The following is a 23398-nucleotide window of genomic DNA, read 5'->3' as shown; positions in this document are numbered from 1 at the left end:
TCTTTACCGTCTAATGGATTAAATTAGTTGTATGCCTTAAGCAATAAGCTCATTGATGCTTGTTGCTGAGGCTCTTCAATAACCGTCAACTTGCCATTCAACCATGAAGTAAATTGATCATCATAATGTGCTGACATGGGATGACCGTTTTGGCCACCGGGCATGATTGATTTGACGGTAATGTCATCAGTCATTTCGGCAATAACCCGGACGGTGGCACCATGCTTGACTTTAAGGTCGCCTAAATAATCATAATTGGCTCGGCCAACGGTACTGGTTGAGCCGGACATTGGCTGGCTGTCAGAATTAAACATGGGGTCTAAAACGGATATCGCTTTACCTAATTCGTGGTTAAGCTTTACGGTATGCATATTACCCAAACGCCACTTAAGTGGATCTTGGCCCTGTGTCTTGACTAGGCTTTTAACCGCTTTAGTGAATGCATCAGATATAAACTTTTTACGCTTATCTTGCCACCATAAATGCTCTGTCTCAGATAGTAGCAATTGATCCAGAGTGTGATTTACCAAATAACTTTTCTTTAATACTTTATTGAGTAGTGGTTTTGGTAATCGGCTTGCTAATAAATCGTTAGCGAGTTGCTTATACCAAAGCTGAAACACCAATGCGGCGCCACTGTTTTTATCAGCAATGGGCTGTTCTAGCCATCGTTTTAATAGCCGTTGCGCGCCAATATGAGCGGTAGACCTACTCGGTGTGAGGTCGGCAAGCATGGTTGGTAACAATAATTGTGCTTGCGTATCAAAGTAATCAACTTGCAGTGTTTGCATATCGGTTAAAGTGAGCTGCTGTTTATCCTGCAATACCGATTGTATACGCTGAATGCGATACGGTGCGGCGTTATCTGCTGATACTAAGACACCTTGACCTTCGGCATTAACCCTAGCATTGGCGGCCGCAATAAATCCGGCTTTGGGGTTATAAATACGTGGCATATCGCGTTCGTTTACCATGCCTTGCCAGCGATTTTCGGCGATGTCGCCAGCGAGTGGCACTAAGCCAACCCCTTCGCCTCTAAGTGGCAATACACCAGCGGTACGAAAACCTATGTTGCCCTTGGTATCGGCATACGTGGCATTTAACGATGGTGCGGCTAACTGATCTAAGGCCTTGTTAAACTCCTGCCAGTCACGAGCAAGGTTAAACTGTAAAATAGCGTCCAAGCCTTTGTCACCAATATCTTGTATGGTCCAGCGTAATGACAACGACGGGTTTTCGGCGATTAACACGCCGTTTAAGGTATTGACTAACGTCACCTTGGTTGGCTTCTGTTCGCCTTTGACCTTGATACTGACTTGCTCGGTGTCGGCTTTATACCAAGTTTCTCCATCTTTGTAGGTAAAGGCTTGTTCTGGATGCGGAGTTTCGACAAATACGTCTTGGGTATCACCAATATTAGTAAAGCCCCAAGCGATGTGTTCATTAAAGCCATTAATCACCCCTGGCAGCCCTGCTACAGACCAACCCCGTATTTGTCGAGGCTGGTTATTGAGGTTAAAAAATAAATGCACTTCATAAAATAAGTTCGGTAGCCCCAAGGCATCATGAGAATCAAAGGCAAATAATGCTCGTTTATTTTCGGTTTTCTCGGGACTAACCACCCAGCCATTTGAGCCAAAAGCAAACCTTGGCATTAAGTGGTTTTCGTTGGCATCAGTGTTATCAAGTCTGGCGACCGTATCTACGATGTTATGATTGGCTGCGGGTAATGGCATAACATATGGGAATTCTTGCTTGTTGCCGTCATGGGTGAGGAACATCCGCGCAAGCTCGGGTTGCACTTCATTGTATATGGCCATGCGCAACAACTCGTTGCGAAAATTATTACCGCTTTGAAATGCCATTAACGCGCCGACTGCATAGACATCTTCCGCTTGCCATGGAGATACCTTTGAGCCAAGCAATAAAAGCTCGGGTGGCAGAATTGGGTTAGCATAAATAAAGTTGTTGATACCGCTGATGTAATCTTGCACACGCTGTTGCATCACATCACTGGCGTTGGCTTGTAATTTTTGTGCTAATTTAGGAATACCAAGGCGCCACAATTCGATGTCGGTGGCGATCATATCCTTACCAAACAGTTCGCTTAGACGACCAGAGCCTGCGCGGCGAAACATCTCCATTTGCCAAAGGCGATTGGCAGCATGCAAGTACCCCTCTGCAAACAGGGCGTCGTCGAGAGAGTCAGCGTAAACGAATGGTCGTTGCGCCGCATCAAATTGGATCTCAATATCCTGCTTTGCACCTTTTACTAATTCGATACCGTCAAGTTTCACGTTCGATACTGATAAGGTGCTGATGACCAACATGATCATGATCGCAAGCAGTAACTTTAACAAGGTTTTCATGACAATTCCTTTATGTCTGATACCAATTATTTTTGTACGGTAGCGTTATACCATGCTGGCCAGTTAGCGATGAATTAACGTTTGTTCAATTGACAACGTTAACTTATCGACAATCTCATCCGCCTGTGATTTGTTGATGATCAAAGGCGGGCATAAAGCCAGCGTATTACCGTATACTTGTCGCAGGATCAGACCATTTTCAAGACATCTGGCAGCGATGTTAGCGGCGAGTTCTGCACAGGCAGTTTTGTTCGCTTTGTCACTGACAATTTCTAGCCCGGCGATTAATCCCATACCACGGATTTCGCCAACACACTCAAATTTTATGAGCTCGTTTAGGCGTTGTTGAAAATAGCACCCTAATTGTCCTGCATGTATAAATAATTGATCACGTTCGTAAATTTGCAAGGTTTTTAATGCAACTGCTGCACAAACAGGGTGACCAGAATAGGTATATCCATGGGCAAATGCGCCAACTTTGCTAGCCGGCTCGCGAATTGTTTCGTGAATATTAGCGCTCACGGAAGCGGCGCTAATAGGTAAGTATGACGAGGATAAGGCTTTGGCAAAGGTCATCATGTCAGCATCAATGTCAAAGGCACGACTGGCAAAATTGAGCTTCGGATTCATCGGGCAAGCCATTACGATAATAATGTGGGCAATCGATGTGCAAGATATTGAGCTCGTCAATGGGCAAATTAAAATGCTGATGAAACGCCGGTAAGCCGGTTAAACATGAGGCGGCCATAGTGACACCATGATAGGCACGATGCCGTGATATCACCTTTTTCTTTTCTGGCTTGCCGATGACATTAAAATAATATCGTAATAATTTTAAATGAGTGTCATTGGTATCGCTTCCGCTGTTACCAAAAAATATCCGCGCATCGTCCATCGGTAGCATGTCTGAGAGTGTTTCAGCGAGCTCAATGCCTATGATATGGCTTTTTCCGGCAAACATCGGCGTATAGGCTATCTCGCGCATTTGTTGATTGGCAACCTCAATAAGCTCTTCGTTGCCATAACCCAAAGATGTTGACCATAAACCAGCAAGTCCTTCGATGTATTGCTTGCCTTTATCATCATAGACATACGCACCTTGGCCGCGGCTAATGATTAATTGTTCGGTTTCATTAGGGTTGGTTTGTGGATAGATGATACGTGGCATGGCTGTGCCTTAATATTTCACTGTGCGATAAACGGCGATGAGCATCAAGGCGTTAATGGCACACACCACAGATACAATCCAAGTGCCTTCGCCATCGCCTATGATTGGCGAGACAATGACCGGTCCTAAGCCACCACCAATCATGGTGGTTAAGCCGTTATAAATACCAGCGCCTGTGGCAACCTTATGTTTAGGTAACAGCCGTTGTACCATGGCAAATTCGCAGGCGTTGTACGACGAGATAAAAAATACCGCAGCAGAAAACAATAACGCCACTTGCCATATGGTGTCACTGTCTAAGGCCAAAGACAGCATGATTCCACACATAAAATAACCAACACCGGCTACTATGGTGCGTTTATTGTGCTTGTCGCCAAGGTAAGACCATAGCGCAATACCGAACAATGAAAATACATAGGGGGTGGCAACTAACCAAGCGATGTCATTATATGGGATGCCTTTTTCGGTGGCAAAATAGGTCGGTAACCAACTTGAGACGCCGAGCGCGACAATATTGTTGCAGATACCTATCGCCATCAATAACAAAAAACCAGGTTTGGTCATGACCTGCCAGAGCAGCGAATTGTCGGTTAGTCCACCTTCGTAATCATGGTGGTCGGCAAGGTATTGCCGTTCTTGTGATGAGACTTTGTTATGTTGCTCGGGTTTGTCATGTATGGTTAGGTAAACCAATGGTAAGGAAACCACTAGGCCGATTAAGGCCAAGACGACAAAGCCCGAACGCCAGCCAAAATTGGCCATCATGGGAACCAATAACAGCGGTGCGGTCAATACCGCGACGAATATACCACTGACCCATATGCTGTTCGCCTTGGCACGCTCATGCAACGTGAACCAGTTTTTGGTGAGTTGCGCCATCATCGGAAAATGCACACCTTCACTGAGGCCAAGCAATACTCGAGTGGCGATGAGCAGCATCATAAATTGGCTTACCCACGCGCCCAACGCAGTAAACAGGCTCCATAAAACAATAACCACCAGTAGGGTTTTGCGTGGGCCGAAACGGCTGGCAATTGGGGTTAAAAAGATATTGGCTAAGCCATAACCTAAATAGAATATGCCCATAAGCAAAGAGCCGTTATCGCGAACTTGCTGATCGCTCCATCCATATTCTTGCGCCATTAAGGGAATGGCAAAGGTGATATTTAAGCGGTCGTAAAAACCAACCAACACGGTGACGAACAGCACCAGACATATTCGCCAACGATAGTTTTCTTTCAAATATTGCATGATGACGTCTTGTTATTATTTATCACTGTAGCCTAACAGTTTTTTGAAATAACGGTAAAGGCGATAAATCTTAGGAATTTTCACTCCTTCAAATACACTCTTGTCGGCGCTTGAATACAGTTGGTTAAGAAAGTCTGCCAGCAGTTTATCTCTAAGCTTTGGCTCCATAAGGTTTAGCACGTTATTTACCGCATCCATGCGCTCCGGTAAGTTGGTGCCGTCTGAGCCAAGAAGTTCACTAAGCTTTTCCAGTAATCTTTCATCAGGGTTAGCCACCAGCTCGGCGATGTCATCGGGTAACTGTTGCATTGATGGGCCTTTTTGTTCGGTCACCAGCTTGGCTGTCATCATTTTCAGATCGCTAATAAATTCATCGGCTTTATCTGCATTATGCGCGCCTACCGACAGGTGTACGTTGCCCTTAGATGATGAGAAACCAAACTGGGGTTGAATGTACCAACCTCGAGTTTTCATTTCATCTGCGAGAGCGAATATATCGACAGTGTCCGATGTGATGGCAAATAAATTTGCTTTCGGCTCACCCATAAGTCGCAGTGGTTCAATGTCGTTGGTAATGGCGTCCATGATTTTGTTGGCAGCGGTTTGGCTCTTTTGCACTAAATCTAAGTAACCTTGCTTGCCCATATGGTTGAGAATTGCCCAACACGCAGCGATCGGTCCGGCGGATTTGGTTGACATCACCGTTGGATTTATCACCGAGTAACCGGTCCAGCCTGACCAAGCAAAAATTTGATAGCTGCGCATCTTGGCACCGTCTTTGTAGATCACCGCGGATGCACCTTTTGCCGCATATCCCCACTTATGAAAATCCATGGAAATTGACGTTACTCCTGGCACCGATAAATCAAAGTCGGGAATATCGAAGCCTAATTGTTTAGCAAACGGTAAGTACATACCGCCAACGCAGCTGTCGACGTGAAATAGAATGTCGTGCTTGAGAGCGATCTGACCTAACTCACTTATGGGATCAATAATACCATGACCATAACCCGGTGCCGACGCCACCATCATGATGGTGTTATCGTTAATTGCTTGTTCCATTTCGCAGCCAATGGCTTGAAAGTTTTGCTCATTAACTTTAACAACGACCGGCTTAATTTTTAGGTACTGACAGGCCTTAGTGAAGGCTGGGTGAGCGGTTTCCGGTAATAGCAACTCCGGTTCGCTAATGTTGCGTTCTGCGTTGGCAAAGTCTCGCGCAGATTTGATCGCTAATATAATTGATTCAGTACCACCGGAGGTAAAACTGCCCTCGGCTTTATCGCCACCATTAATCAAATCAATGGCCATACCGATAACTTCTTTCTCTAGTTGCATAGCGCTTGGAAACGCCGTTGGGTCTAGACCATTTTCGGTTAAAAACAGGCTAAACGAGTTTTTTATAAGCTTCATCGCTTGCGGGCCAGCGTCATATACATAGGCGAATACTTTGCCTTCTTCCCAAGGCAGGTCTTCACTCTTCATTAACTCTAATTTAGTAAGTACTGTTCCTGTGTCTTGACCTTGTTCTGGAAACTTCATTTAAAACTCCGTAAATTTCCGCTATGTTAATAAAATGTTAACGGTGGTGATTGGCGCATAGTGACCGAATATGAATTTGTACACAAGCCCAATTTTTATAACTTTTTGCTTCAACAAAAAGCTCGTCTGTTATAAGTAAGAAGGCTAAGCTGTTGCAAAGTAAATTGAACTATTGTTCGAGATAAGTCAATCTTAAATTGTATATATGTGCAATTATGTGTGGTCTAATATTTAACCAGTGAACCAATGATATGTTGTTGGCCTGAGAAGAGTGGGTATGAGTAATCAATATCAACAGTATGAAAAATGTCTTAAAGTGGCGGCGGTAAATAGCCCGAGTTTGTTCATTGATTTGGATGTCCTTGATGCTAACGTTGAAAAAGTACGTGCCGCCACTTATGGCAAAGATTTACGATTGGTGGTTAAGTCATTACCATGTCTGGATTTGTTAGCGTATTTGAGTGAACAACTCGAGTGTCGCCGCTTTATGTGTTTTCACACCCCATTTGTATTGGAAGTTCTCGACGCTTTTGAAAATGCCGATATCTTGATGGGTAAGCCATTGCCAAGTAATAGTGTCGAGCACATCATTAAATACTTGGCACAACATGAGCAGTTGTCAAAGCTGGCGCAAATCCAATGGTTGATAGACAGTAAGCAGCGTCTTGATCAGCTATTGATGCTAGGTCGTAAGTACAATGTGTGCTTTAAAATTGCCATCGAAATTGATGTTGGCATGCATCGTGGTGGTCTTGGTGAACCTGAGCAACTGCAACAATTGCAGGCGTTTGTGAATCAAAATAAGAAGCACGTCAAACTCACCGCCTTGATGGGCTATGATGCGCATGTGGTAAAAGCGCCTCGACCGTTTATGTCTGTAGAAAAAGCATTCGCTCAAGCAGAACAACGATATCAACAATTTATTGATGCCTTGCAGCTCAATGGCGAAGAGCTGATATTCAATGGCGGCGGCAGTACCACTCATGCTATGCATCAACAATCGTGTACCAATGAAATATCGGTTGGTTCGATTTTTTTGAAACCGACAGACTTTGATTTGGCTGGACTGCGCCAGTATCAATGTGCCTGTTTTATTGCTACTCAGGTGTTAAAGCGATTAAAAGGCATCAGCATTCCTTTTGTACCTGACAAGTATTGTCAATGGACGCAAAAATACAAAGATACTTTGTTTTTGTACGGTGGTCGCTGGCTTGCTAAAGCGGTGTATCCAAATCTGATGCGCAATTACTTATATGGCTTGAGCTCAAATCAACAATTTATGATGGTCGATAGCAAACAGCCAATTGATGTTGATGATTTTGTATTTTTTAGGCCAAGCCAAAGTGAAGCGGTATTGTTGCAGTTTGGCGATATTTTGCTGTTACGTCGTAAGAATGATCAAGTACGTTTACAGCACCGTTGGTCGATTATGTCACAACACAAAGCCAAGCCTTTGCCGGGACGCATGCAACGACAGCGTAATGAGGATAGATAATGCCCCAGCAGTTTTTTTGATCTCGAAATTGGTCAGCAATGACAATGTTGCGCGACTTGCGTATCGTGAAAAGCCCTTTTCTAATCAAGACAGTGGCTGGCGAGTATTTACCAGCGACGAAACCGGTGAGTTTTTAGCCAAACCAAGCAACATTTTAATGCTTGATATTGAGCAATTTAGCCCTCTAGCAAATAACTTAACGCGCTGTGCACAGTTTCAACTTGATTTACCGGCCGGTAGCTGTTTTGAATTCAAGCATGGCCACGGGCAACCCTATGTGAGTGAGCAACAACAATGCAGCTAACAGAACAACAGCAGGCGATTCTTGATGGCATTGAAGAGCCTCGTGGCTATGTATCTTGAATTATGGTCAAGAATGTAATGCGCCACCATTTTAGTTATAAGTTATGTCATCGTCTGTCTAATTTGTAAATAGAATGTTACGAAAGTCTGGTTAGGATTTTTGTGCAATATTTAATCGATTTTTCACTTCTCTTCGCTTTATTTGTTATACCAATACCTTTGCAAAAGTAATATCTCACAACAACAGGTGTTAATTTAGCAAACAAATAAAACCCAACGAACATCGTAAGATACTGAATTTATAGGTCTAATTGATTCAGTGGTGGTGATTCATTATTCGTTGAAAATAACAATATTAGGGAAGTTAAAATGAAAACTAAGATTATCTCGATAGCTATGCTAGCGGCTGTGTCTACGCCGTCTATTGCAGGCTCTTACCTATACTCTACCAACAAACACTTCGATGCCAACAAGGTTGAAAAACAAGTCGCTGCCAAAGGTGGTCAGGTTGTTGATTGTTTGCCAGAAATTGGTGTTTGTAAGGTCTTGTTTGATACACACCAACAAGCAATGGATGCGGATTTAGGTTTAGTGCCAAATGTATCTACCTTCGTACCAAAGATGGACACCTCGTCTTTACCTGTGGCTGATATGACTTTAACGTCTAATGAAGCGATGGATATACAACAACAAGAAGATGACTTCTTTTTCGGTTTGCAATGGGGTCATGATGCGGTGTCGGCTCAACAAGCTTGGGCAGCGGGTCACCGAGGTCAAGGTGTACGAGTTGCGGTTCTAGATTCTGGCGCTGACGCGTCACACCCAGATTTATCACCTAATATCAATTACAGCCTTAGCCGTTCATTTATTGCCGGTGAAGACTGGTTTGATTACGCCGGTGAAGTCGGTAACCACGGTACCCACGTTGCAGGTACGATCGCTGCAGCTGATAATGGTTTTGGTACCATAGGTGTTGCACCGGAAGCTGAATTGGTGATTTTAAAAGTATTATCAGCATACACTGGCTCAGGTGACAGTTATGGCACTATGGCGGCAATGGTTTACGCAGCGCAAAACGATGTTGATGTTATCAACATGAGCTTGGGTTTGAGTATCCGTAAAAATGGTTATTACGATGTTGAAGGCACGCCAGAAGACATCAGCGATGACATCCGTTTTGCACCAGGTGGTAAAGACGGTATTGCCCAATTTAAGAATGCATACGGCAAAGCGGCAAAATACGCTCGTAACAACGGTGTTATCTTAATTGCTGCTGCGGGTAATGATGGTGTTGATTATGACCATGCTGACTCGTTGATTGCACTACCGGCAGAGCTTCCTGCGGTATTAAGCATCTCGGCAACAGGTCCTATGATGTGGGCAATGGATTCATACACCAACTTGGATCACAAAGCGATTTACACGAACTATGGTCAATCATTGGTTGATTTCTCTGCTCCAGGCGGCGATTACAGCAGTGCGTTTATGCCAGGTGGTTTTGATGATTGTACTGTTGGTTTTATTACCCGTCCTTGTTATGTGTTTGACTTCGTTTTTAGCACCGGCGGTAATGGTTCATGGTACTGGTCTGTCGGTACGTCAATGGCATCGCCTCACGCCGCTGGTGTTGCAGCTCTTATCATCAGTGCAAATGGTGATGATATGTCGCCAAATGACGTTGAGAAAGAAATGCGTCGTTTAGCGGACGATCTTGGTAAGCCAGGTAATGATGACGTTCACGGTGCTGGCCGTGTAGTCTCACCTCACTAGCATCCGATTTCTACATAGTAAAAAGCTCCTTTAAACAGGAGCTTTTTTTATGCCAGAATAAATACATTAAATTGCTAACTCGGCGTACCGATATGCGATTGACCAAGCTAGATTGACACACGGTATGACCTAACCGTGTGTCACCTTAACTGTTGGCTTGACGCTGGCGTTGACGACGTCTTTTTAATGAGTCGATGCTATAGATTACCAAGGCGCTCCAGATAAACGCGAAGGTTAGCATTTTCTCGAAAATGAGTTGCTCGTTATAGACAGTGATTGCCAATACGAACATGATACTCGGGCCGACGTATTGGAAAAAGCCCATGGTGGTTAACGGCAAGCGTTTGGCTGCGGCGGTAAAAAACAGCAAGGGTGCTGTTGTTACCAAGCCGGCGGCGATAAGGGTGATGTTTAACGACATGTCATTGAGCATCATATTGGACGTTGCTGATTCGGCAAAAAATGCCCAATACAATAGACCCAGCGGTAACATCCAGAACGACTCTATTAATAACCCTGGTAAGGAATCAACCGGCATTTTTTTGCGCAATAAGCCGTAAACACCAAACGATGTGGCTAAACCGAGAGCAACATAAGGTACGCTGCCTAAACTGAACAGTTGAATAAATACACCAATCATGGCCAATGCAACCGCAACTAGCTGCCATCGGCTGAGTCGCTCGCCGAGAAACAGCATGGCCAAGGCAACGCTAAATAGCGGGTTGATATAGTAGCCCAGACTGGCTTCTAGAATGTAGTCGTTATTCACCGCCCAAATAAACAATAACCAATTGGCCGCTAAAATAAGACTGGTGAAAAAAAGCCAAGCGAGCTTTTTACGATCTCGATAAATCGCTCTGACTTTAGACCAATTGCCCATGAGCAAGACAATAGCGACCAATAACACAAATGACCAAACGATTCGGTGCACCAAAATTTCCATGGCAGGTACCATAGATAATAGTTTGAAATAAATAGGCGCTATACCCCAAAGGGTGTAGGCGCATAAGGCGTTTATCACACCTTTTTTGGTTTCGTTTGCTGCTTGCATTAGTGCATTGCCGTGTGCGTGTTTTTAAGGGGCGCGAAGTGTAGCATAAGTGGCTGTATAACCACCAATAATAGTTTAAACCATGTAAGTACCGGTGCCGAATGCGATGTGCTCATTACGCTCATTGTGCAGCTCCATTCGGGCTACGGCGACTTTACTGCCATGGCGGATAATACGTGCGGTGGCGATAAAGGATTTACCACGACCGGGACGCAAATAATCGGTACGTAAATCAATGGTTGCCATACGCGTCAATTTGTCGTGAATTTTTTCTTTACTCGGTTGTTTTATATTGCTGATTAAGTTCGCCGCGACAACAACGCCACCGACCATATCCAGCACTGATGCGGTAACGCCACCATGGAGAATTTTTTGCACCGGATTACCCATAAGCTTGTCGTCCCAATCAAAGTGGATCTCGGCGTAATCTTCACGCATGGCGACAATGTTAAAGCCAAGCAAGCGATTAAAGGCAATATGTTGGTTCCAGATGGCGGTGACTTCGTTAAAAATATCTGTTAATTGCATGGGCTAACTCATTAATACGAAAGCTAAAAAAATAAACTTCAAAAAAGCCTACCTTAGCATCTATCAGTTAAGTAAAATAGCGATACAAGCAATAACAATAATGCTCCTTTGATTCCACAGTCATCATCAACTCAGTACAATGAAATAGACCTGCAAAGCATGTTAAGCCAGTATTTTGGCTTCGACAGTTTTCGTATGGGTCAGCAGCAGGTAATCGAGCAATTAATCAGTGGTAGAGATTGTTTGGTTTTGATGCCGACCGGCGGTGGTAAGTCGCTGTGTTATCAATTACCCGCCGCCATATTACCGGGCCTTACGGTGGTGGTGTCACCATTGATTGCGTTGATGAAAGACCAGGTCGACGGCTTGGTGCGCCAAGGCATCGGTGCTGCGTACATTAATTCATCGTTGTCACAACAAGAAATTAATAACACCATGCAGCGTATTGCCAGTGGTGAGATTAAGATTTTGTATGTGGCACCGGAACGATTGCTTAGCCATTATTTTTTACAGGCATTGGCAAGCATGCACATCGCTTTTTTTGCCATTGACGAGGCGCATTGTATTTCTCAGTGGGGGCACGACTTTAGGCCATCCTATACCCAATTAGGTCGCATTAAAGAGCATTTCCCTTATACCCCTGTCATTGCACTAACAGCGACCGCGGATGTGACTACCCGTAAGGATATCCTTACCCAGTTACGCTTACAAAACCCTTATGTGCATTTAGATAGTTTTGACCGTCCCAACATTCGCTACACCCTAACCGAACGTTACAATGGCGAGCGCCAGATTCTCGAATACTTAAACCAAAATCCAGATGACAGCGGCATTATTTATTGCTCGAGTCGCTGGCAAGTCGACAATTTGTGCAAAAAGCTAGCGCAACAAGGGGTTAACTGTGCCGGCTATCATGCGGGCATGGAAACTGAGGTTCGACATGTTATTCAAGATGGTTTCACTAAAGATAACATTCGGGTTGTGGTGGCAACCGTTGCCTTTGGCTTAGGTATTAATAAGCCTAATGTGCGCTTTGTGATTCACTACGATACACCGCGTACCTTAGAAGCTTTTTATCAAGAAACGGGTCGTGCCGGACGTGATGGTTTACCGGCAGAAGCACTGTTTCTTTTTGATAATCAAGATATCGATAAGGTGAAAAAGCGCATTATGCAGAATGACAATGACCACAGAGTCAATGTTGAGTTGCAACGCTTTGCCTCGATGGCGGGTTTCGCCGAAGCTCAGACTTGTCGTCGTCAGGTGTTATTAAATTACTTTGCGGAATATACCGAACAAGCTTGCGGTAATTGTGACATTTGCCTTGATCCGCCAAGTACCTATGACGGCACGGTGGATGCACAAAAGGTGTTATCTTGTGTCTATCGTATAGGGCAAAGCGGTGACATTCATTATCTTATTGATGTGCTACGTGGTCGCGATAATGACAAAGTGAGCAACAATAAACATCATCAAGTATCAACGTTCGGTATTGGTAAAGATAAAACCCGTGGTTATTGGTTTAACGTCATCCGCCAACTTATCCATCTCGGTATGCTGCAGCAGGATATTGAAAAACAATCAGCGCTGCAATTGACCAACGCATCACGGTCGATATTGAAAGGCGAAACAGCACTGATGATGGCCAGACCGCGATTGCAAAGTCAGAGTTACTGGCAGCAAAGTAAAGCGAAAGTCAGCTACGATAAAAGCTTATTTAAAAAGCTTCGTACATTGCGCAAAGAGATTGCCGATGCCGAAGATATTGCGCCGTTTATCGTTTTCAATGACGCAACCTTGATTGAAATGGCCAAGTACAAGCCTACCAATAGCACTGCATTTTTATCGATTAGTGGCGTAGGGGAAACAAAATTGGCCCGCTATGGCAGGCCATTTATGCAATTGATCGAGGAAAATATCAGCGCTTAACGCTGATGCTGTTTGTTGCGTTTAGTTAGATAGCGACTCATAGGTTGCCATTAAGTAACGGGTCATAAAGCTGACATTGTCATAGCTCGACATAATGCTCATATCGATAACATCATTGGCATCAAAGTCTATTTCGGTTTTACTGACTAAGCCTCTCTCGTTTACCGTGGTTGAGCGTCTATCGAGTACGCCATCACCTTGGATATCCAAATCAGCGGTAATCGCATTACCAAATTCATCGTTAATATAATTGGCTAAACTCACCAAATTACCATTATCAAATGATCTGAAGCCACTAATGAAGCCATTGTCATCGTAGCTAAACTGGGTATCTAGTTCTATTGAGCCGTCGTCATTAAAGTCTTCATGAATTGACGCTAACAGATTACCGACGTAGTTATAGGCAATGCGTATTTGCGGGTCGGTATGCGTTTGCAACTCTTCGATAATACGGCGTTGACTATCGTAGCGGATCTGAGCACGAGAATCATCAATGACACCGTCGCTGAGTTGATCAAAACTATAAGCTGATACTAAACCTAGGTTGTTATAACTGTACTCCGAGGTGTAGTCTCTAAACGCCAAGAACTTGTGATCAAACACTTCTTTTGTCATGCGATTATTGCTGTCGAAAGTCGAGGTTTTGACATAGTCGATGGTATTAGTACCGGGATCGATGAATTCTGCAGTAACCGATAACGCATTACCAAAACTGTCGCGATTGTAGATTTCCTGATAATCGTCTTCACCGTCAGTGTTAACGTCTTCAATCGCTCTAGTTAAATAGCCTTTTGCGTTATATGTGTACCTTTTGGTAAAGGTGACGCCACTTTCTTTTTTCACAAAGCGGGTTAGATTGCCGTCGGCATTAAAGTTAGATTGGATCTCTTCCAATATCGTACCACCAGCTTCAAGATTGGTATAAGTAGCGGCCAATAAATTACCATTGTTATCAAAGTTTACCGTTTCGGTATCTTGCTCGGTGACGCTGCCGCTTTGCAAGGTTTGTACGGAAAGGCCGACAAATTTACCGCCGTTATTAATATCAAAAGAAACTCGTGAATCAACGGTGTTATCGCCATCGTTATCTTGCTCAACCTGCGTCGCAACAAAATTGCTGCTTTGTTCTGATTCACTGTCTAAGAGAATATCAACAGAGCGCATGTAATGAACCACGCTGGCATTGGCTAAAATGTTGTCTTCAACTAACTTGTTGCGGGCATTTTGCCAAGCATTGTCACGATAAAAATTTTCCATCGGTTTGAACAAATCGAGGGTGATATTTTGCCAACTGGTGTGTGTCGCGGGTGTTATAAGGACACCGTTTTCTGGGTTTTGATCAGAATCGACTGAATAAATAACTGACGCAATGTTAAAGCCACGACCTGGAAAACTGTCGTTGGCATAACCGTTCCAAAAGCGTCTTACTTCAACAAGGCTTACCGGTAAAAACGATTCAGGTGCCATGTCATAAGGGCTAATTCGACCTTCACAAGGAATGCTATCGCCAAGCTGTACTGAACCAATAAAAAAGGCAATGGTCTCGCCCGGTTCGCAGGTAAAGCGTCCGGTACCATCGATACAACCGGTTTCGCCGTTTGATTTTTCGTAACAAATACCTTCGACATTGCCATCCATAAAGATGCCTTTGTTAAAACCTAACAATGCACTATCTGCGGCACAGTTTTCAGGGTTTATGACTTCACAGACTTGATAGCGAACATCAAGGTTGCCTAATGGCACATCGCCTAGGGAGTTCAACCTACCGTTCGATTGTATTTGAAAGAATTCGTCAAAATCTGGGACAACCAGATTCATGCTTACTTCATTAGGGTCAATGGTGTCACCGTCGATTTGATCATTGGCGAGCAAATCAACGACGTTATTGATTGGGTAGGCACCATCGAGATCGTCTGCCTGATCGGAATTTAAACTAAACACCGCAGGGATAACTTCAACCGTAACCACGCCACGCGCACATTTACTGCTGTCGCTTTTCAGACAAACCTCATACACCATCTGATATTCACCAGCGGAGGTCATTGGTTTAACATTTAGGGTGGCGTTACTGTTTAAGGATAAGGGGTCCTGCGCCGAACTTACTGTCACGGTGACATCGTCAAGCGAAAGGTTTTTACTATCAAGTGTATCATTACCAATGATACTAAGACTGTTTGCACCCTTACGACCAGGAATACCGGTTATTGAGTCGTTAGCAATACTTAAATTAGCAGTGTTACTGTTACCGCCGCCTCCACCGCCGCCACCGCCGCCACCGCCACAGGCAGTTAACGTTGAGACGAGTATTAGATAGAGAAAAGGGCAAATTATTTTTGCTTTGGCCATGTTCCAACAATCCCTATTATTGTTATTACATATAAGTGATTATTTATTAGCCTAGCAGAGAATTTTAAAAAGGGTTAAAACACAAACTGACAGATGATGCCAAATAAAACCACCAGTAATCCATAGTGATTATTTAAAAATGCTTTAAAACAGTTGTCACGCTCTCTCCGCTGAATCAGGTGATGCTGGTAGGCAAAGCTTAAAGTGACGTATATAAGTGCCAAATAGTAAAATGCATTAAACTGTTGAAGTTGCCCAACTTTAAACAACAAAGTCAGGGTTAAAAGCTGCAGAAAAGCAATCGCCATTTTGTCGAATCGACCAAATAAAATGGCGGTTGACTTGACCCCGATTTTTTTATCGTCGTCTCTGTCCACCATCGCGTACATGGTATCGTATGCTACGGTCCAAAATAAGTTGGCGAAAAAAAGTAACCAAGCAACGATTGGGACTGAGCCGTTAATTTCACTAAATGCCATGATCATGCCCCAACTAAATGCCGCACCGAGGACCACCTGCGGTAGGTGAGTGAAGCGTTTCATGTAGGGGTAACTGGCGGCGAGCAATAGCGCAACGAATGACAATTGAATGGTTTGCCAAGACAAGGTAAGTACCAACATCAAGGCGATGAGCAATAATCCAATAAACAATGCAATGGCTTGTTTTTCAGTAATTAGGCCACTGACTAACGGCCGCTGCGCGGTGCGTTTTACATGGCCATCAACGTTTCTGTCTGCAAAATCATTGATCACACAACCGGCACTGCGCATGATAAAAACACCGGCTGCAAAGACTAAGGTTAAATGCCAGCCAGGGAAACCATCTGCAGCAACCAGCAACGCCCAAAACGTCGGCCACAACAATAAGTAGGTGCCAATTGGCTTATCCATGCGAGTTATGAGCTTCACTGCCTGCCATTTTTGTGTCAAATCTGTCATATATATCTAGGATTCAGAGAATCATTATTATTGTCATTATAAATATGGATTGAATCTGCTTAGTCTACATACGTATTCACTAAGTGCATTACTGCTGCAATGGGTAAAATGAACCCTGATTTACCATAAATTTTTACCTATATTAACGTAACCCGTAATGCGAATAAACCCAGATGACCTTTTTAAATAAACCGGCGCTGAAGTCCAGTTTTAAGCTGGCTTGGCCGATATCCCTGCAAAATACATTGGTGACCATGCTAAGCATGATCGATGTAATGATGGTGAGTCATTTAGGGAATGCCTCGGTTGCCGCTGTTGGCTTAGGTAATCGCATTCAATTCGTTATTTTGATCTTAGTAACTGGCTTGTCTTGGGGCGTTGGCATTTTAGCGGCGCAATACTATGGCGCAGGCAATCAGCAAAAAATACGCCGCTCTATCTTGATGGGTATTGTGCTTGGCATTGTCGCGCTGAGTCCGATCATAATTGCCAGCGTGATCTATGCCGACGGTATTATGGCAATTGGCAGCAAAGATGCGAGTGTTATCGCCATTGGTGAACGCTATTTATGGATCACCATGCCAAGCTTATTGTTCGTTACGGTGAGCATGGTATTTGAAAATGCATTGCGCAGTACCAGCGAAGTAAAACTGCCCATGTTGCTCAGTGTGGTCGCGATTGTACTTAATATCGTGCTTAACTATTGGTTAATCAATGGTGGACTTGGTGTCGCTGCGTTAGGCGTCGATGGCGCCGCAATTGCCACCACGGTGAGTCGTTTCTTCCATATGCTGCTGTTGATCGCGGTACTAATACATATTCGCCATTTTCTTCGACCATCAAGCGCCGATATAAAAAGTCTTAATCAGTTTCAGCCCTGGAAAAAACTGGTGATGTTGGTTTTGCCATTGATGTTTAGTTTCGGTGTTTGGTCGGTGGGAACCTTTGTTTATCAGGTAATTTACGGCCGAATGGGCACCACTGAGTTGGCGGTAATCAGTCTATTGGCTCCGGTTGAAGGCATGTTCATTTCGGTGTTTTTTGGTTTCGCGTCAGCATGTGCGATTATGGTCGGGCAGCGATTGGGCGCCAACCAATTTGATCAGGCTTGGTCGATAGCTCGCTCATTTATCACCATAGCTCCTGTGGTCGCCCTTATTTTAGGGACCGTGATGTTGATTCTTGAACCTATTATTTTCCTGCCATTTAATGATATGCCTGAAAGCACCTTGGCTTTGGCGTCAAATATTTTTGTGTTGATTGCCCTTGGCGCATGGATAAAAATCAGCAATATGACCCTAGCGATGGGGGTGTTACGTGCCGGCGGTGAAACCAAAGCCTGTTTGTATATTGATACGATTGGCATGTGGTTAATCAGTATTCCGCTGACAATGCTGGTGGCATTTTACTGGCAACTGCCAATGTTTTATGTGGCACTGGCGGCCTATTCAGAAGAAGTGTGCAAGTTATTGCTGTTTGGCTGGCGCACCATGCAGAAAAAATGGCTAAGAAATCTGACTTAGCCATTTTTTAGTAAGTTTATAAACTTACTTTATCCATTTAATTTACTTACATAATGTAACTACGTACTTTCACTGCTTACTTTCAGTACTTGTTAAGGATACTTGTTAAGAGTACTTGTAAAAAGTACATACGCCTTTTAGCTAGTGAACCGTTTTAGTTGGCACTAACCACGATCACAGTATTTGGCGCCAATGTTTTACTCAAATCAATGATTTCCACATTATTGTCTATTCGATATTTAGATCTTGCTCGTCGGTTGAGATAGTTAAAGGTATTATCTGCACCGTATTGCGCGGTGAATTCAACCAAATTGGTGTTATTGCACTTTATTTGTGATGCAGCCATGCGAGCTTGACCACTTAAATCGCGCACCGAATTCGCGGCATTACGACGTAAATAGGTCTTCATGGCGGAAACATCATTGTTGACTGCATGTACACATAACTTGGTCGCGATTGAATTGTCTTTCGCAACGAAGGTTACATTAGCTGCCATGCTGTTGAGGCAAAATAAAGAGGTGGTAAGCAGTGAGCCAATAGTTAAGGGTGTAATCTTCATGATTTTCTCCAGTCGATTCCGTCACGTAACATTATAGGCAGGAGTATAGGGTGCGATGTAAGGATAATAAGATTAAAAGATATCGCTTTAATTTCGCTTTAAAATCATATGATTATTGGTTTGTTCTCAGTTTATCATTAGCTTTTATTAAGCTTTTTTATAAGCTCTGGCACCGGGTAGGAAGACTTCAGCAACCATTAACGGCTTGTGCTCGATATAGAATAAACTTCTGCGCCCCCAAAGGTTATGGTCAACGCTTAAATTGAGCATGTTAGCGAGTTCACATACCCGCAGACTCGGTGCTATTTCTGCGACTTGAACCACTTCACGATGCAATTTGGGGTTATTGAATAAGACTTGCCCCAACGGTTGCTCACCAAGGTTGGCTAATTGCTGTTGATCGCCGGTTAAAATCTTGAGTGGTAAAAGGCTGCGGGCAAATACGTGGGGCACAGCATCGCAAAACAACACCACTTCACGCACCAGCACTTGCTCACCTTGCTCAATATCAGCATTGGCCTCATGGGGCTGACAAGCTTCTATTCTTTGCCCTAACAGTTCTACTTTAAAATCAACGCATTGTGCTTTAAGCCGAGCGGTTAATGAGGTTGGGTCTAGCAACCAATCATTAAGTGTGGAGGTTGTTGGTGCATGTTCAGCACTGACCCAGTTGACATCTAGACCTATCGGAAACTCTTGCTTTAAACGCTGCATAGGTTATCTCGCTTTAGAGTGCTGATAGTTATACACAAAGGCCAGTAATGAGCCACTGATCAAGCCCATTAGGTGAGCTGTATTGGCAACATTAATTGGCATAAAATCGGTAAAACCAAGCACCAGCCAAAATAGCATAAAGCCAATCAGCGACTGAGATATACCTATGCCGCGCCCTGGATTTAAGTAACCAAACCACCAGACAAAACCAAATACGGCGTAAACCACACCCGACAAGCCACCAAAATTAGGGCCGGAGACATAAAATTGACTGACGTTAGAAACGATGGCGGAGATTATAAAAATCGCCAACAACCAGCGACTGCCCAGTTGTTTTTCAATTTGACCGCCAAGTTGCCACCACCACATGGTGTTAAAAGCAATATGCAATAAGCCGTAATGAAACAGCGCTGGGGTGATAAATCGCCAAGGCTGAGAAATCGTTTGCTCAATGTCACCGAACTGATTGAATAGCACCAGTTGATACAGGCTGTCACCAAAAACGACGAAGGTGGCGATATATACCAACCAACAGATGGCAAAAATAATCAAGCTGAGAGGGCCGGCGTTGGCAATAAAACTGTTTTTGAGGGTTAGCCAGCTGCCACTTGATGGCAATGATACCGATGCGCCACTATTCCAAGCCGATGATTGGTATTTACTGGCCCCAGGATTTTGTCTGAATTGTTCAAACTCAATGCGCGCTCGCGCCATGTGCTGCTCTTCACACCATAGGGTATAACCATCACGTTGGCCATTATCGTCTTGCGCATCGGTGACACGCGTGGCAATACCTAGGCTATTTAGGTAACTGGCAAATATTTTTGCCATGGCTTGATGATTGATATTAACAAACGGCTGCATTGATTTTATTTAGCGCTCAACTTTATCTGGGTAGCTACGTGACCATAAATCAAAGCCACCATCTAATGAATACACGTCACTGAAATCGTGGCCAATTAAAAATTGTGCTGCTTGTTGGCTAGAAATGCCATGGTAGCAACAGACAACGGTTGGCGCGTCAAAATCTGCATCACGTAAAAAATCACCAAGATTTTCATTACTTAATTGGATAGCACCGGGGATTCGACCATTGGTAAATGACTGTGGGTCGCGGATATCGACAATGACAAATTTGTCTGTGTCTAAGGTGTTATAGACATCATCAATATGCAAATGTTTAAAACTGCTTTGTTCGCCGTGCACGGTTGATTTCCTTTAGAACATTTGTGTCGATTGTATCACAGCTTGGCTGTGTTGAAACAACCTAACAAAACTCTGTATAAAGCCTCGTAGATTCACAATCGATAACGGATTATAAAAGTAAAAAAGGCCGAAACATGATGGTTTCGACCTTGTATTATATGCGTTTAAGACGCTGAGGGATTAATCCCAGTTAAGAATAACTTTACCGGAATTACCCGACAGCATGGCATCAAAGCCTTGCTGGAATTCGTCAATGCCAAACTCGTGGGTAATGATAGGGCTGATGTCCAAACCAGATTGGATCAAGCTCGCCATTTTGTACCAGGTTTCAAACATTTCACGACCGTAAATGCCTTTGATAACCAAACCTTTGAATATCACTTTAGCCCAGTCGATAGCCATATCCTGACCCGGAATACCTAGCATGGCAATCTTACCACCATTGTTCATGCTATCGAGCATGGCGTGGAACGCTGATGGCACACCAGACATTTCTAATGCGACGTCAAAACCTTCGGTCATGCCGAGTTCTTTCATAACATCTGGCAAGTTTTCATTGGCAACATTTACGGCGCGTGTTGCGCCCATTTTACGGGCCAAATCAAGACGGTATTCATTGATATCGGTGATCACTACATGGCGTGCACCAACGTGTTTGGCAACCGCGGCTGCCATAATGCCGATTGGACCAGCGCCTGTGATTAACACATCTTCACCGACCAAATCAAATGACAACGCAGTATGTACGGCGTTACCAAATGGGTCAAAAATTGATGCCAATTCATCTGGTACTTCGTCAGGTAATTTAAAGGCATTAAAGGCTGGAATCACCAAGTACTCGGCAAAACAGCCTGTGCGATCGACACCAACACCTATGGTGTTGTTACATAAGTGGGTACGACCAGCACGACAGTTACGACAATGCCCACAGGTAATATGACCTTCGCCAGAAACGCGATCACCTTCAGCAAAGCCTTTTACTTCACTGCCCATACCAATCACGACACCGGCGTATTCATGACCAACAACCATAGGCACTGGAACGGTCTTTTGTGACCATTCATCCCAGTTGTAAATGTGAATGTCAGTACCACAAATAGCGGTTTTCTTAATTTTAATCAGTAGATCGTTTGGACCTACTTCTGGCATTGGTGAGTCTGTCATCCAAATGCCGGTTTCTGGTTTTAATTTTGCTAAAGATCTCATGCTCTTGCCTTAAATTAGATCACGCCCATTTCTTTACCGATACGAATGAACGCATCGATGGCTTTGTCCAATTGCGCCTTACTATGCGCTGCAGAAATTTGTGTACGAATACGTGCTTGGCCTTTCGGTACGACTGGGAAAGAGAAACCAATAACATAAATCCCTTGTGCTAATAAGCGATCGGCCATTTCAGCTGCAATTTTAGCATCGCCTAACATCACAGGTACGATAGCGTGGTCAGCACCGGCACAGGTAAAGCCTGCAGCTTCCATTTTATTGCGGAAGTAAGCGGCATTATCTTTTAAAGTTGTACGTAATTCGCCACCATCAGCAAGCATATCAATAACGCGGATAGAGGCACTAACAATAGCCGGAGCTAAAGAGTTCGAGAACAAATATGGACGTGAACGCTGACGCAACCATTCGACGATCTCTTTTTTACCAGATGTGTAACCACCAGATGCACCACCCATGGCTTTACCTAGGGTACCGGTAATAATATCAACACGATCCATGACTTCGCAGTATTCGTGAGAACCACGACCATCTTCACCAACAAAACCAACCGCATGGGAGTCATCAACCATAACCATCGCATCGTATTTGTCGGCTAAATCACAAACCCCTTTAAGGTTGGCAATTACGCCGTCCATTGAAAATACGCCATCGGTAGCAATTAACTTAAAGCGAGCACCGGCTTCAGTGGCCGCGATAAGCTGTGCTTCCAAGTCTTCCATGTTGTTGTTGGCATAACGAAAACGTTTCGCTTTACAAAGACGTACGCCATCAATAATTGAAGCGTGATTCAAGGCATCAGAGATGATTGCATCTTCTGCACCAAGAATGGTTTCGAACAAACCGGCGTTGGCATCGAAACATGACGAATAAAGAATGGTATCTTCCATACCCAAAAAAGCACTCAGTTTATTCTCTAACGTTTTATGAATGTCTTGGGTACCACAGATAAAGCGTACTGATGCCATACCAAAACCGTGATCATCTAAACCGGCTTTAGCGGCCTTGATCAGTTCTGGGTGATTCGCCAGACCCAAATAATTGTTCGCACAAAAATTAATAACTTCTTCACCAGTATTTACCGCAATATCGGCTTTTTGCGCCGTGGTAATAACACGCTCAGATTTGTATAGACCTTCTTCTTTAACCTGCTCAATTTGTTGTTGCAGGTGGTTGAGGAAATTTGCTGACATATCAACCTCAGTAAGTTGTTGTAATAACGGCGCGAATTGTGATTTCGTACCCTGTTAATTTTGCGCGCCATTGTACGCTTTTAAACCATCAGTGCCTAGCCCAATTTGCACTTGTTAACAAAAGCTAGACAGGGGAAAACTGGCAAGTTTATATTCCAGTTTACGGCTAGGCATAGAGCTGCTGTAGGCTAGGGAATAGGATGATTATAGACCAGAGTTAAAACAAGGCTTATGACATCGTTGGTTTGTGCTTGAGTTGTAATTGCTAATTTAAAAATGACGGACTGATGGG

General features: G+C 43.9%; 20 protein-coding genes. 5 read left to right on the top strand and 15 right to left on the bottom strand.

Translation table 11 applies throughout. From position 1 onward, the window contains the following. Nucleotides 1-23: 23 nt before the first annotated feature. From HII16_RS06835 to HII16_RS06820, 5 genes are all read right to left on the bottom strand, one after another. On the bottom strand, nt 24-2369 hold the full coding sequence (locus HII16_RS06835; protein ID WP_169128688.1) for a penicillin acylase family protein: 2346 nt from the start codon (nt 2367-2369) through the stop codon (nt 24-26). Nucleotides 2370-2432: 63 nt separating this feature from the next. Next, nucleotides 2433-2999: an aminotransferase class III-fold pyridoxal phosphate-dependent enzyme gene (locus HII16_RS16890; RefSeq protein WP_248289533.1), complete on the bottom strand. Its 567-nt coding sequence runs from the start codon at nt 2997-2999 to the stop codon at nt 2433-2435. After that, the gene (locus HII16_RS16885) at nt 2962-3537 is read right to left on the bottom strand and encodes an aminotransferase class III-fold pyridoxal phosphate-dependent enzyme (RefSeq protein ID WP_248289532.1); all 576 of its coding nucleotides are present in this window, start codon (nt 3535-3537) and stop codon (nt 2962-2964) included. The genes HII16_RS16890 and HII16_RS16885 overlap by 38 nt, the downstream gene beginning before the upstream one ends. A 9-nt stretch (nt 3538-3546) precedes the next feature. Then, the gene (locus HII16_RS06825; RefSeq protein ID WP_169128686.1) at nt 3547-4788 is read right to left on the bottom strand and encodes an MFS transporter; all 1242 of its coding nucleotides are present in this window, start codon (nt 4786-4788) and stop codon (nt 3547-3549) included. 15 nt (nt 4789-4803) lie between these two features. Then, complete coding sequence (locus HII16_RS06820; protein WP_169128684.1) at nt 4804-6330, bottom strand: aspartate aminotransferase family protein; 1527 nt, start codon at nt 6328-6330, stop codon at nt 4804-4806. A 277-nt stretch (nt 6331-6607) separates the two neighbouring features. Between HII16_RS06820 and HII16_RS06815 the strand changes: the two genes are divergently transcribed. The 3 genes from HII16_RS06815 (at nt 6608) to HII16_RS06805 (ending at nt 9898) form a co-directional block, all read left to right on the top strand. Continuing rightward, nucleotides 6608-7825 (top strand): alanine racemase, encoded by a 1218-nt coding sequence (locus tag HII16_RS06815; protein WP_169128682.1) that lies wholly within the window; start codon nt 6608-6610, stop codon nt 7823-7825. Nucleotides 7826-7841: 16 nt separating this feature from the next. Beyond that, a complete protein-coding gene (locus tag HII16_RS06810) occupies nt 7842-8129 on the top strand; it encodes a DUF2185 domain-containing protein (protein WP_169128680.1) in 288 nt (95 codons plus the stop codon). A gap of 368 nt (nt 8130-8497) precedes the next feature. After that, a complete protein-coding gene (locus HII16_RS06805; RefSeq protein WP_169128678.1) occupies nt 8498-9898 on the top strand; it encodes a S8 family serine peptidase in 1401 nt (466 codons plus the stop codon). A gap of 145 nt (nt 9899-10043) precedes the next feature. Here the strand turns inward: HII16_RS06805 and rarD are convergent, their stop codons facing one another. After that, on the bottom strand, nt 10044-10949 hold the full coding sequence (rarD, locus tag HII16_RS06800) for an EamA family transporter RarD (RefSeq protein ID WP_169128676.1): 906 nt from the start codon (nt 10947-10949) through the stop codon (nt 10044-10046). A 75-nt stretch (nt 10950-11024) separates the two neighbouring features. Beyond that, entirely contained in the window at nt 11025-11477 is a 453-nt protein-coding gene (locus HII16_RS06795) for a thioesterase family protein (RefSeq protein WP_169128674.1), read from the bottom strand. 159 nt (nt 11478-11636) lie between these two features. On the opposite strand from HII16_RS06795, the gene recQ reads away from it, so the two are divergent. Further along, entirely contained in the window at nt 11637-13406 is a 1770-nt protein-coding gene (gene recQ / locus HII16_RS06790; RefSeq protein ID WP_169129214.1) for a DNA helicase RecQ, read from the top strand. 21 nt (nt 13407-13427) lie between these two features. On the opposite strand, the gene HII16_RS06785 is transcribed toward recQ, so the two are convergent. Together HII16_RS06785 and ubiA are read right to left on the bottom strand one after the other, a co-directional pair. After that, the gene (locus HII16_RS06785) at nt 13428-15752 is read right to left on the bottom strand and encodes a hypothetical protein (RefSeq protein ID WP_169128672.1); all 2325 of its coding nucleotides are present in this window, start codon (nt 15750-15752) and stop codon (nt 13428-13430) included. Nucleotides 15753-15826: 74 nt separating this feature from the next. Further along, nucleotides 15827-16690, bottom strand: coding sequence for a 4-hydroxybenzoate octaprenyltransferase (gene ubiA, locus HII16_RS06780; protein WP_169128670.1), 864 nt, complete (start codon nt 16688-16690; stop codon nt 15827-15829). A 173-nt stretch (nt 16691-16863) separates the two neighbouring features. Between ubiA and HII16_RS06775 the strand changes: the two genes are divergently transcribed. After that, nucleotides 16864-18213 (top strand): MATE family efflux transporter, encoded by a 1350-nt coding sequence (locus HII16_RS06775; RefSeq protein WP_169128668.1) that lies wholly within the window; start codon nt 16864-16866, stop codon nt 18211-18213. Nucleotides 18214-18367: 154 nt separating this feature from the next. On the opposite strand, the gene HII16_RS06770 is transcribed toward HII16_RS06775, so the two are convergent. The 6 genes from HII16_RS06770 to HII16_RS06745 all read right to left on the bottom strand — a co-directional run bounded on the left by HII16_RS06770 (nt 18368) and on the right by HII16_RS06745 (nt 23106). Further along, the gene (locus HII16_RS06770; RefSeq protein ID WP_169128667.1) at nt 18368-18772 is read right to left on the bottom strand and encodes a DUF3718 domain-containing protein; all 405 of its coding nucleotides are present in this window, start codon (nt 18770-18772) and stop codon (nt 18368-18370) included. 147 nt (nt 18773-18919) lie between these two features. Next, nucleotides 18920-19486 carry a chorismate lyase gene (locus tag HII16_RS06765; protein ID WP_169128666.1) on the bottom strand — a complete coding sequence of 189 codons (567 nt, stop codon included), beginning with the start codon at nt 19484-19486 and terminating at the stop codon, nt 18920-18922. Nucleotides 19487-19489: 3 nt separating this feature from the next. After that, a complete protein-coding gene (gene glpG, locus HII16_RS06760; RefSeq protein WP_169128665.1) occupies nt 19490-20350 on the bottom strand; it encodes a rhomboid family intramembrane serine protease GlpG in 861 nt (286 codons plus the stop codon). Between the two features lie 9 nt (nt 20351-20359). Next, complete coding sequence (glpE, locus tag HII16_RS06755) at nt 20360-20692, bottom strand: thiosulfate sulfurtransferase GlpE (protein ID WP_135438295.1); 333 nt, start codon at nt 20690-20692, stop codon at nt 20360-20362. A gap of 180 nt (nt 20693-20872) precedes the next feature. Beyond that, nucleotides 20873-21898: an L-threonine 3-dehydrogenase gene (tdh, locus tag HII16_RS06750; RefSeq protein ID WP_169128664.1), complete on the bottom strand. Its 1026-nt coding sequence runs from the start codon at nt 21896-21898 to the stop codon at nt 20873-20875. Nucleotides 21899-21912: 14 nt separating this feature from the next. Next, entirely contained in the window at nt 21913-23106 is a 1194-nt protein-coding gene (locus tag HII16_RS06745; RefSeq protein WP_169128663.1) for a glycine C-acetyltransferase, read from the bottom strand. Nucleotides 23107-23398: the final 292 nt, after the last annotated feature.

The sequence above is a fragment of the Thalassotalea sp. Y01 genome (assembly GCF_012932945.1).
Classification (GTDB): domain Bacteria; phylum Pseudomonadota; class Gammaproteobacteria; order Enterobacterales; family Alteromonadaceae; genus Thalassotalea_A.
This window is presented reverse-complemented; position numbering and strand designations above follow the sequence as displayed.

What these genes read in the sequence shown, in the direction of transcription:
- HII16_RS06835 (WP_169128688.1), bottom strand. Translation starts at nt 2,369, where the DNA reads ATGAAAACCTTGTTAAAGTTACTGCTTGCGATCATGATCATGTTGGTC.
- HII16_RS16890 (WP_248289533.1), bottom strand. Translation starts at nt 2,999, where the DNA reads ATGAATCCGAAGCTCAATTTTGCCAGTCGTGCCTTTGACATTGATGCT.
- HII16_RS16885 (WP_248289532.1), bottom strand. Translation starts at nt 3,537, where the DNA reads ATGCCACGTATCATCTATCCACAAACCAACCCTAATGAAACCGAACAA.
- HII16_RS06825 (WP_169128686.1), bottom strand. Translation starts at nt 4,788, where the DNA reads ATGCAATATTTGAAAGAAAACTATCGTTGGCGAATATGTCTGGTGCTG.
- HII16_RS06820 (WP_169128684.1), bottom strand. Translation starts at nt 6,330, where the DNA reads ATGAAGTTTCCAGAACAAGGTCAAGACACAGGAACAGTACTTACTAAA.
- HII16_RS06815 (WP_169128682.1), top strand. Translation starts at nt 6,608, where the DNA reads ATGAGTAATCAATATCAACAGTATGAAAAATGTCTTAAAGTGGCGGCG.
- HII16_RS06805 (WP_169128678.1), top strand. Translation starts at nt 8,498, where the DNA reads ATGAAAACTAAGATTATCTCGATAGCTATGCTAGCGGCTGTGTCTACG.
- rarD (WP_169128676.1), bottom strand. Translation starts at nt 10,949, where the DNA reads ATGCAAGCAGCAAACGAAACCAAAAAAGGTGTGATAAACGCCTTATGC.
- HII16_RS06795 (WP_169128674.1), bottom strand. Translation starts at nt 11,477, where the DNA reads ATGCAATTAACAGATATTTTTAACGAAGTCACCGCCATCTGGAACCAA.
- recQ (WP_169129214.1), top strand. Translation starts at nt 11,637, where the DNA reads ATGTTAAGCCAGTATTTTGGCTTCGACAGTTTTCGTATGGGTCAGCAG.
- HII16_RS06785 (WP_169128672.1), bottom strand. Translation starts at nt 15,752, where the DNA reads ATGGCCAAAGCAAAAATAATTTGCCCTTTTCTCTATCTAATACTCGTC.
- ubiA (WP_169128670.1), bottom strand. Translation starts at nt 16,690, where the DNA reads ATGACAGATTTGACACAAAAATGGCAGGCAGTGAAGCTCATAACTCGC.
- HII16_RS06775 (WP_169128668.1), top strand. Translation starts at nt 16,864, where the DNA reads ATGACCTTTTTAAATAAACCGGCGCTGAAGTCCAGTTTTAAGCTGGCT.
- HII16_RS06770 (WP_169128667.1), bottom strand. Translation starts at nt 18,772, where the DNA reads ATGAAGATTACACCCTTAACTATTGGCTCACTGCTTACCACCTCTTTA.
- HII16_RS06765 (WP_169128666.1), bottom strand. Translation starts at nt 19,486, where the DNA reads ATGCAGCGTTTAAAGCAAGAGTTTCCGATAGGTCTAGATGTCAACTGG.
- glpG (WP_169128665.1), bottom strand. Translation starts at nt 20,350, where the DNA reads ATGCAGCCGTTTGTTAATATCAATCATCAAGCCATGGCAAAAATATTT.
- tdh (WP_169128664.1), bottom strand. Translation starts at nt 21,898, where the DNA reads ATGAGATCTTTAGCAAAATTAAAACCAGAAACCGGCATTTGGATGACA.
- HII16_RS06745 (WP_169128663.1), bottom strand. Translation starts at nt 23,106, where the DNA reads ATGTCAGCAAATTTCCTCAACCACCTGCAACAACAAATTGAGCAGGTT.